General features: G+C 55.6%; 9 protein-coding genes. 6 read left to right on the forward strand and 3 right to left on the reverse strand.

What is annotated here, in order from left to right:
- Window positions 1-109: 109 nt before the first annotated feature.
- The 3 genes from FYB76_RS26405 to FYB76_RS26415 all read right to left on the reverse strand — a co-directional run bounded on the left by FYB76_RS26405 (window position 110) and on the right by FYB76_RS26415 (window position 4090).
- Window positions 110-1282, reverse strand: a complete 1173-nt coding sequence (locus tag FYB76_RS26405; protein WP_154135593.1) for a site-specific integrase — start codon at window positions 1280-1282, stop codon at window positions 110-112.
- Entirely contained in the window at window positions 1282-2502 is a 1221-nt protein-coding gene (locus tag FYB76_RS26410; protein WP_154135594.1) for a site-specific integrase, read from the reverse strand. The genes FYB76_RS26405 and FYB76_RS26410 overlap by 1 nt, the downstream gene beginning before the upstream one ends.
- 349 nt (window positions 2503-2851) lie before the next feature.
- Window positions 2852-4090, reverse strand: a complete 1239-nt coding sequence (locus FYB76_RS26415; RefSeq protein ID WP_229297117.1) for a sigma 54-interacting transcriptional regulator — start codon at window positions 4088-4090, stop codon at window positions 2852-2854.
- A 373-nt stretch (window positions 4091-4463) separates the two neighbouring features.
- Here FYB76_RS26415 and FYB76_RS26420 point away from each other — a divergent pair, with 373 nt between their 5' ends.
- The 6 genes from FYB76_RS26420 to FYB76_RS26445 all read left to right on the forward strand — a co-directional run.
- Entirely contained in the window at window positions 4464-5339 is an 876-nt protein-coding gene (locus FYB76_RS26420) for an MBL fold metallo-hydrolase (protein ID WP_154135595.1), read from the forward strand.
- Between the two features lie 22 nt (window positions 5340-5361).
- Window positions 5362-5556 (forward strand): DUF2892 domain-containing protein, encoded by a 195-nt coding sequence (locus FYB76_RS26425; RefSeq protein WP_154135596.1) that lies wholly within the window; start codon window positions 5362-5364, stop codon window positions 5554-5556.
- Window positions 5557-5624: 68 nt separating this feature from the next.
- A complete protein-coding gene (locus FYB76_RS26430) occupies window positions 5625-7292 on the forward strand; it encodes a bifunctional protein tyrosine phosphatase family protein/NAD(P)/FAD-dependent oxidoreductase (protein ID WP_154135597.1) in 1668 nt (555 codons plus the stop codon).
- Window positions 7293-7302: 10 nt separating this feature from the next.
- Window positions 7303-8097: a sulfite exporter TauE/SafE family protein gene (locus tag FYB76_RS26435; RefSeq protein WP_154135598.1), complete on the forward strand. Its 795-nt coding sequence runs from the start codon at window positions 7303-7305 to the stop codon at window positions 8095-8097.
- Between the two features lie 129 nt (window positions 8098-8226).
- The gene (cydP, locus tag FYB76_RS26440) at window positions 8227-8436 is read left to right on the forward strand and encodes a cytochrome oxidase putative small subunit CydP (RefSeq protein ID WP_229297116.1); all 210 of its coding nucleotides are present in this window, start codon (window positions 8227-8229) and stop codon (window positions 8434-8436) included.
- A gap of 3 nt (window positions 8437-8439) precedes the next feature.
- Window positions 8440-8565, forward strand: a 126-nt coding sequence (locus tag FYB76_RS26445) for a cytochrome ubiquinol oxidase subunit I (protein WP_154133585.1), incomplete at its 3' end; no start/stop codon positions are given.

The raw sequence follows: 8565 nt of genomic DNA on the forward strand, positions 1-8565 counted from the left end.
AGTAGGGCCACGTTTATCACTCCGTTCTCCCGCTCGCTATCATGAGCAGGATTGTGGTCTAAACATGGGTCAACTTAGGATGCAAATTTCCGAGGAAAGTGGGTCAGATTTAAATGCAATTCAACACTCGATTGACTCTTTCAGCATGAGATGCGGAAATCGAAAAATACACTAGTCCAGTATCGGTCTGTGTATGACCAAGGAATGCAGCAAGCTCTTCATGACTCGCACCGGCGTCTACAAGTCGCTGGGCCGCTGTATGTCGAAGGTCAGTAGCAGTGCCGGTATCCTTGGAATTGAGTACAGATCTGACGAGCGTCGAGATTCTCGTCCCGACTTCTTGGCTCGATTGAGCTTGAAAGAATTTGGCGGTACCCGTAATGCCATTTGCATCTAAATGCTCTTGCCAATGCACGAAGATTGGAGTCCACTCCGACTTCACTCGCCGCGTCATGGCAACATTCTTTTTGCTGCCGCGCTGTTTTGCAACGTGAAACGTCAAATGCACTGCGGGATATTTCGAAGCCTCATCATTCCAGATTCGAACATGGCGAACATCCAACATTGCGATTTGTATTGGCCGCATCGCAAATTGGTAAGAACAAACCAGCATTCCAGCATCGGCAAGTTCATCCTGTAATAATTGCTTCGCCCCGGAATGTCTTAGCTGTTCAGTGACATCATCCAAGTATCTGACAACCAACGCCTCCTCTTCAGCGGAAAGGAAAGCGTCACCGGAGCGAACACCTCTATATTTTTCTTGCGCGGGCAAGGGGAGGGTGGTGCTAATGAAATTGACGTAGTCGCTGCTCCATCCATAAAGGCGATATGTGCACAAAAGATGCAGCATGTATTTTGCCGTCATGTACGCGCTCATCGGTAAAGCGCGGCCACGCAGCGCTCGCCAAACCAGACCGATTCCTGTTGGGCCCGCATCAATTAATGCGGCAAGATCGGTCGGAGTCAAATGTCGCATCCCCGACAGATACGTATACACAGTCTGAATGCTTAAATCTTTTGAAAGCGCAAACGCAAAAACATGTTTAAAGATTATGCGGCAATCGGAATTGATATGAGTAAAGTCCAATCGGATCGATTGTCCGTTAATCATAAGTTCGAAGTTTGGTCGCTCTTGCGGATTGCTTATTGACCTCGTCACATCATTAAATTCATCATAATAACGGAGAGTAGAAGGCAAACTGGGCAAGCGACTGCATAATTCAGCAAGCACGTTTCCACGGTCGTTGAGTCCTCCAAATTCGGGCAACTGAAGTTGTTCCATCAACGTCCCTCCGGCAATGATCGTAGGAGAGCAACGCGCTCATCAAATGCGTCATTCCACACAGAAGCAAGCCGATCTTCGAACACCGCTCGTGCATAGCGCGATGGCATGGACGACGTTCTTGACCAACCGAAGAACGTGCGCAGCTTCTGCAGTGCTTCATCCATTGAGTCTCCTTGCCGAAGCAATTGATGAAGCCGCATTACAGCACTGGTATGACGCAAGTCGTGTGGTGTAACAGTTTTTTTGCCTGATCGATCCATCAGCTCTTTCACGGCAGCGGCCGATAATTGAGCCGATGCATGTGCGAAAACTTTTGTTAGCGCCTCAGTCGATAAAGGCATATTTGACTGGGAATTCAGTAGAAAAGAATGCCTTGGACGCCCACGATAATTCTGCGTGTAGGTATCTATAATCTTTGCTGTCAATTCGCTAACTGGGATCTGGCGATGTGATGATGAAGTCTTGATGCTCGGCTTGGAATAGCGGGGATCCGTGCCGCTTTCCTCGTAAGGGTTTTCTTGAACATTGATCCAGTACCGATTTCGACCTTGCTTAGAGTCGTACATGACCTTGACACCGTCCACCGGTAGCAACAGAACCTCTCCGCGCCGAAGTCCCTGATGTAGCATCAGTATGAAAGATACATAAACTCTCCAACGAGTCCGAATTCGTGGGAAGGGATTTGTCGGGGATTGAGGATCTAGCATTTCATGAAGCGCCTGCACGGTGGTTGCAGGTAAAGAGCGGATCGATTCGATAGGTTTGGCTTTGCTGACGTGTAGCTGGCGATAAAGTATAGACAGACGCTGCAGCCGTTCTTCAATACTTCGCATCGTATTGTCTGCGTGACTTTTCGATACCCATGAGACCACAGAAGAAACAAAATCTAAGCCAGTTTGCCAACGTTTTTCGTCAGTACCGGTGGTCTTGGGACGATTGCGAATAGAAACGAACCATGACTCCAGAATGTTGCTCAGTGCGTGCTCGTCGAGGTTTCCCAAAGCATCATCAAGAGCAGACTGGCCGAGTAGTTGATCCGAATGGCAGTAGAGACTCTCGATGTGGCGGAGTTTCTTAAGATGAGTGGACTCGGCAAGCCCGGCCGCGGCAACCGTTGACCACACAGTTGCCCAATATCGAAGGAATCCGAATGAGTCAATTAAAACGGGCCCGCGAAGGTTGCGGGGCACACTTGTCTTTGAAAGCTGGATGAGCATCTTGCGTTCCTGTTAGCTGGCAACGCAGAAAAGTACCATTTGTGCTGCAAATTCTCAGTAGCTTATAAGAACAACGCAACACTTCTAAAACTACCAGCCCTTCGCATAATTTGTATTATGTAAAATATGGTTTGCAAGTTGACTGTATCGAGCAACAATCTGCGTACTCTTTCATGGGAGTAAAAGCGTCTCAAACTGATGCGGCTTTGCCATGATCAATACTGCCCGCGCCTAAGGAAGTGCTGGATGAAGCCTGGCGCGCCAGCTTCGACGCTTGTCAGTGCGAACCGAGCGTCTTGGGGTGAAACGATCCGTCCCGTGTACAGGCTGAGAATTACCTTGCCCCAGACTAATCAGACCCTGCCTCTTTCATGCGCCTGTATAACGTACGTTCGCTCATCCCCAAGCTTGCTGCCAGCTCTTTGCGGCTTCCGTTGAATTCGCGTGCTATCTGTGCGAGATCATGTACTTGGGGTGCGCGCTTGTCGAACCCGGTAGTTCGCGGCGGATTGAAACGATCCAATGCCAGATGCTCTTTCTTGATCACGCCATCGTCCGCAAACAGGCGCGCCCGCTCGATCACGTTGCGAAGTTCACGGATATTTCCGGGCCAATCGTGCTGCAACAACTGCCCCATGGCTTCCGTAGAGATTTTCAGCGACTTGCCTTCTCCCCCTGCCCCCCTCTGAAGTAATGACTCGACCAGCAAAGGTATGTCATCGGGCCGCTCGCGTAATGGTGGCAGATGAATCGGGAAGGCACTGATGCGGTAGTAAAGATCCTGTCGGAAATCGCCTCTAGCCACCATTGCCTCCAATGGCTTATGGGTGGCTGCCACGAGGCGAAATTCGGCCTGCTGCGTATCCACTGCACCAACGCGCCGGAAAGTGCCAGATTCAATCAACCTTAACAGCTTCACTTGCATCGCCAATGGCACGTCGCCGATTTCGTCCAGGAACAAGGTACCACCCTTGGCTGTTTCGACCAGGCCCGCTTTGCGAACATGGGCGCCGGTAAAGGCGCCCTTTTCGTAGCCAAATAACTCGCTCTCGAACAGGGTCTCGGTCAATCCCGAACAGTCCACCACCACGAACGGCCCATGCACTCGGGGACTGGCCTCATGCACTGCGCGCGCGAACAGTTCCTTGCCACTACCTGACTCTCCAAGGAGCAAAACCGGTAGATCCGACATCGCCACCCGCTGCAATTCGCCCAGGGCACGATTGAAGGCTGCAGACTTGCCAACCAGCCCCTGGCGACTGGCCTGGACCGAGGCATGACGCACAGTCTGCAGGCGCTCGACGAATCCCACCACGCGATGCTGGTGATCGATGATGGGCCGCAGCTCAACATCCACATGCTCTGGTCCGCGCGGAGTGTGATGAATGTGCAGTACTCGATCCGGCCCCTTGGTGGCCAGTGCACGTTGCAAAGGACAATGTTCTCCCGCCTGATCGCAAGGAACCTGGTAATGGTGTGACATTGCATAGCACTTGTGGCCAATGGGCGCCCTGCCAGCTGTGGCGAACTGCCTCTTGTAGGCGGTATTGGCAGCCAGAATCTCGTACTCCGTATTCATCACGATCATCGGCGTGGGCTCATGGTCCAGATAGGAAATCAGGGCCTGCACCTGGAACGACTGCAAAACATCGGGTAGCGACTCCACGAAATCTCTCGCTTTCTTCAACACAAATTCAGGCAAATGCCGCCTCCAGGCGGCTCTGGCAAATGGAGCTCAGCAGCAAATCCATGCGGCAACCTCCCTCTCATTTGGGGCGGCGCACATGCGCTGCCAGGTGGCAGTATGACACTGCCACTTGGCAGTGTCACTGGCAGTCTTTCGAACTACATATGAAGGGTATTTATAAAATATCCCTTATAAATCAATTGGTTGATAAATTTTCACGATCTGGCACAAGTTTTGATATGAACAAAATATCTGACAATCAGAGGAGGACAACATGGACAACCTGCATATTGAAGGTCATTTCGACCCTGCCACCAGTACTGTGAGCTATCTGGTACTGGACCGCACAACCCGGCAATGCGCACTGCTGGACAGCGTGCTGGACTACGATCCCAAATCCGGCCGTACCTCTACCAGTAGCGCCGATCACCTGATCAGGCGCGTGCAGGAGCTCGATGCTTCGGTGCAATGGATCCTGGAAACCCATGCCCATGCCGACCATCTGTCTGCGGCTCCTTATCTCAAGCGCAAGCTGGGCGGACGTATCGCTATCGGTGAGCACATCCGCCAGGTGCAAGACGTATTCGGGGCGCTGTTTAATGCCGGCAGTGAATTTGCCCACGATGGCAGCCAGTTCGATCACCTCTTCGCCGATGGCGATCACTTCCAGATCGGCGCTCTGCAGGCGCGTGTCATGCATACCCCTGGCCACACCCCTGCCTGTATCACCTATGTCGTGGAGGAAGGTGACCAGATCGCAGCTTTCGTCGGCGACACCCTGTTCATGCCCGATTACGGGACCGCACGCTGCGATTTCCCCGGCGGGAACGCTCGCACGCTCTTCCATTCGATCAACAAGGTCCTGAGCCTGCCGCCACATACCCATATCTACCTGTGTCACGACTACCAGCCCAACGGCCGGCAGCTTCAGTTCGTCACCACCGTGGCTGAAGAGCGTAGCAATAACATCCATGTCCGCGATGGCATCAGCGAGGAGGAATTCGTGGCCATGCGCAGCGCCCGTGATGCCACCCTGGCCATGCCGGTACTGCTGCTGCCGTCGGTGCAAGTCAACATGCGTGCGGGGCAGTTGCCACCGGCCGAGGCCAACGGCATGCGCTATCTGAAGATACCGCTGGACGCAGTCTGATCACCAACCCTGAGGAGTCATCATGAAATGCAATGTAGGCGGTATCGACCGCATCTTGAGAATCGTCATTGGCGTCGTCCTGGTCATCCTTGCGGCTACCGGTACCGTGGGATGGTGGGGCTGGTTGGGCCTGATCCCGATAGCAACCGGCTTGTTCCGCTTCTGTCCGCTGTATCCGCTGCTGGGCATCAGCAGCTGTGCTGCCCGGGATCGTTGATCCCCCTGCCCTTGCTGGCCGACGCCGGGGCGTCGCCGCCAGGGGTATATCAATCGAGGAGACATTCCATGAATATCAAGCAATTGACGGCCAACTTGTCCGTCTCGGCCCAGGTCATGCCTGCCGATATGGCAGAGATCGCTGCGGCCGGCTTCAAATCTATCATCTGCAACCGTCCGGACGGGGAAGCCGGCGACCAACCCAGTTTCAGAGAGGTGGAACAACAAGCACAGATTGCGGGCATTGAAGCGCGCTATCTGCCGGTGATCCCTGGTCAGGTGGCCGACGCCCAGGCGGACGAATTCGATCGTCTGCTCGAAGATCTGCCCAAGCCCGTGCTGGCCTATTGCCGCAGTGGCATGCGCAGTACCACGCTCTGGGGGCTCTCGCGCGCCGGCCGCATCTCCACGGAGGAAATTTTGACCCGTGCCGAACAGGCGGGTTACGACCTGAGCGCGCTGGTACGCAGGATCAACCAGGGCAACACCACCCCATTCGATGTGGCCGACTCGACGCACAAGGTAGTTATCGTCGGTGGTGGTGCGGCAGGGATCTCGGTGGCGTCAAGCTTGCTGGCGCGCCAGCCTGGACTGGATATCGCCATCATCGACCCGGCCGATGTCCATTATTACCAGCCCGGCTGGACCCTGGTTGGAGGCGGTGTATTCAAGCCCGCGCAGACGGCCCGGGTGATGGGATCGCTCATCCCGCGCGGCGTGCGCTGGATCAAATCGGCCGTGTCAGGTTTCGAGCCTGAGCGCAACGCGGTGCTGCTGGAAGGCTGCCGGGTGGTCAAGTACGAGCAGCTGGTGGTCTGTCCCGGCCTGAAACTGAACTGGGACGGCATCGAAGGTCTCACCGATACCCTGGGTCGTAACGGCGTGACGTCCAATTATCGTTATGATCTGGCGCCCTACACCTGGGAGCTGGTGGAGCGCTTCAAAGGAGGCGATGCCGTTTTCACTCAGCCGCCTATGCCCATCAAATGCGCTGGCGCCCCGCAAAAGGCCATGTATCTCTCTTGCGATGCATGGAGGCACGCCGGTGTGCTCAAGAAATCGAATGTGCAGTTCCGCTCCGCTGGTGCGGTGCTCTTTGGCGTGGCCGAATACGTGCCAGCCTTGATGGAATACGTACAGACCTATGGCATCGACCTCAACTTCGGACAGACCCTGACCGCCATCGATGGTGGACGCAAGATCGCCACCTTTGCGGTCAACTCCCCCGACGGCAGCTCGCAGAAAGTGGAAGTCCCCTTTGACATGATCCACGTGGTGCCGCCGCAGACGGCGCCGGACTTCATCCGCAGCAGCCCTCTGGCCGATCCGGCCGGGTGGATCGATGTTGATCAATCGACCTTGCAGCACAAGCGCTTTGCCAACATCTTCGGGCTGGGCGATGCGGCCAACTCGCCCAATGCCAAGACTGCCGCTGCGGCCCGCAAACAGGCGCCGGTTGTCGCCCACAATGTGCTCCAAAACCTGGGTCGGCAATCCGTTCAGGCCCGCTACAACGGCTATGGCTCCTGCCCCTTGACGGTGGAACGCGGCAAGATCGTTCTGGCTGAATTCAACTATGGCGGCAAGCTGGCGCCCAGTTTCCCGGCGTGGATGCTGGATGGCACACGTCCATCGCGCCTGGCCTGGCTGCTCAAGGAGCGCATCCTGCCGCCGCTGTACTGGGAAGGCATGCTCAAGGGACACGAGTGGCTGGCGCAACCCGAAATGGTCGGTTGAGGAGGCACAGATGAGCATGAGCCTGTTACTGGGTGCCTTGGTGGGCTGCATCATGGGGCTCACCGGTGCCGGTGGCGGCATCCTGGCCATTCCGCTACTGGTGTTCGGACTGCATCTGAGCGTGCCGCAGGCGGGGCCCATCGGATTGCTGGCCGTTGGCATTGCTTCGGCGATGGGGGCGGTGATCGGTTTGCGAGCCGGCATCGTACGCTATCGCGCCGCCGTGCTGATCGCCGCCGTCGGCATTGTCCTCACCCCGCTGGGAACATGGCTGGCCCATCAGCTCGATACCCGCTATCTGACCCTGCTCTTTGCCATGGTCATGATGTGTGTGGCCGTCAAGGGCATGCGTGATGCCCGGCGCAGCAGGACGGCCGCGGCTACCGTACCAGATGACTGCCCCTGCCTGCGCGACCAGAGCGGACGCTTCGTCTGGACACCCCGTTGTGCCAGTCGCCTGGCCGTCATGGGCGGCTTGGCGGGTGTGCTTTCGGGGCTGCTCGGCGTGGGTGGCGGGTTCGTCATCGTACCGTCCTTGCAGCGGGTGACCGACTTGGCCATGCAGTCTGTCGTCTCAACTTCGCTCGCGGTGATCGCGCTGATTTCACTGGTCAGCGTCGGCACCAGCATGGTCAGTGGTCACTTCGATCTGGGTATTGGATTACCTTTTTCGGCGGGAGCGATGGCTGGCATGTTGCTTGGCGGGAAGCTTGCAGTACGCTGGCACCCAGCCCATCTGAAACTGGCATTTTCGATAGTTTGCATGTTGGTGTCTGCTGGCCTGATCATGAAGTCTATTTTCTGATCATTGCGCACCCATACTGTCATTTCAGATCGGTTTTCCTACACACCCACATAAAAAATAGAGGTGATGATGAAGCAAACTTTGGGGCGGAAGTGTAGTTCAGGGGGCACTTCCAGACGGCTGACAAACATGCCGTTAGCCGCGGAAATCACCATTCTTCTGATCGTCAAAGTGGCCCTCATTACTGTTCTGGCCAAGACCTTCTTCGCCCATCCAGAGGCCAAGCATATGCAGATGCCGGTTCAGAGCGTGGAGCAACGCATGCTCGCGCCAACTTCCGTATCGGCATCGTCGGCTGACATGCAACACGCATCTGAAACAATTACCAAACCGGAGTAAGCCATGGTTCCCATCGATGAAGTCGTCTCGCTGTCACGGCTGCAGTTTGCCGTCACGGCGCTCTATCACTTCCTGTTCGTCCCCCTCACGCTAGGCCTGTCCTGGATCCTGGTCATCATGGAGTCGGTC

Source organism: Herbaspirillum sp. CAH-3 (assembly GCF_009668275.1).
GTDB classification, from domain to species: Bacteria; Pseudomonadota; Gammaproteobacteria; order Burkholderiales; family Burkholderiaceae_D; genus Herbaspirillum; species Herbaspirillum aquaticum.

Coding starts and splice junctions, on each gene's coding strand:
- FYB76_RS26415 (WP_229297117.1), bottom strand. CDS start 4,090: ATGATCGTGATGAATACGGAGTACGAGATTCTGGCTGCCAATACCGCC.
- FYB76_RS26430 (WP_154135597.1), top strand. CDS start 5,625: ATGAATATCAAGCAATTGACGGCCAACTTGTCCGTCTCGGCCCAGGTC.
- FYB76_RS26425 (WP_154135596.1), top strand. CDS start 5,362: ATGAAATGCAATGTAGGCGGTATCGACCGCATCTTGAGAATCGTCATT.
- FYB76_RS26420 (WP_154135595.1), top strand. CDS start 4,464: ATGGACAACCTGCATATTGAAGGTCATTTCGACCCTGCCACCAGTACT.
- FYB76_RS26410 (WP_154135594.1), bottom strand. CDS start 2,502: ATGCTCATCCAGCTTTCAAAGACAAGTGTGCCCCGCAACCTTCGCGGG.
- cydP (WP_229297116.1), top strand. CDS start 8,227: ATGCCGTTAGCCGCGGAAATCACCATTCTTCTGATCGTCAAAGTGGCC.
- FYB76_RS26405 (WP_154135593.1), bottom strand. CDS start 1,282: ATGGAACAACTTCAGTTGCCCGAATTTGGAGGACTCAACGACCGTGGA.
- FYB76_RS26435 (WP_154135598.1), top strand. CDS start 7,303: ATGAGCATGAGCCTGTTACTGGGTGCCTTGGTGGGCTGCATCATGGGG.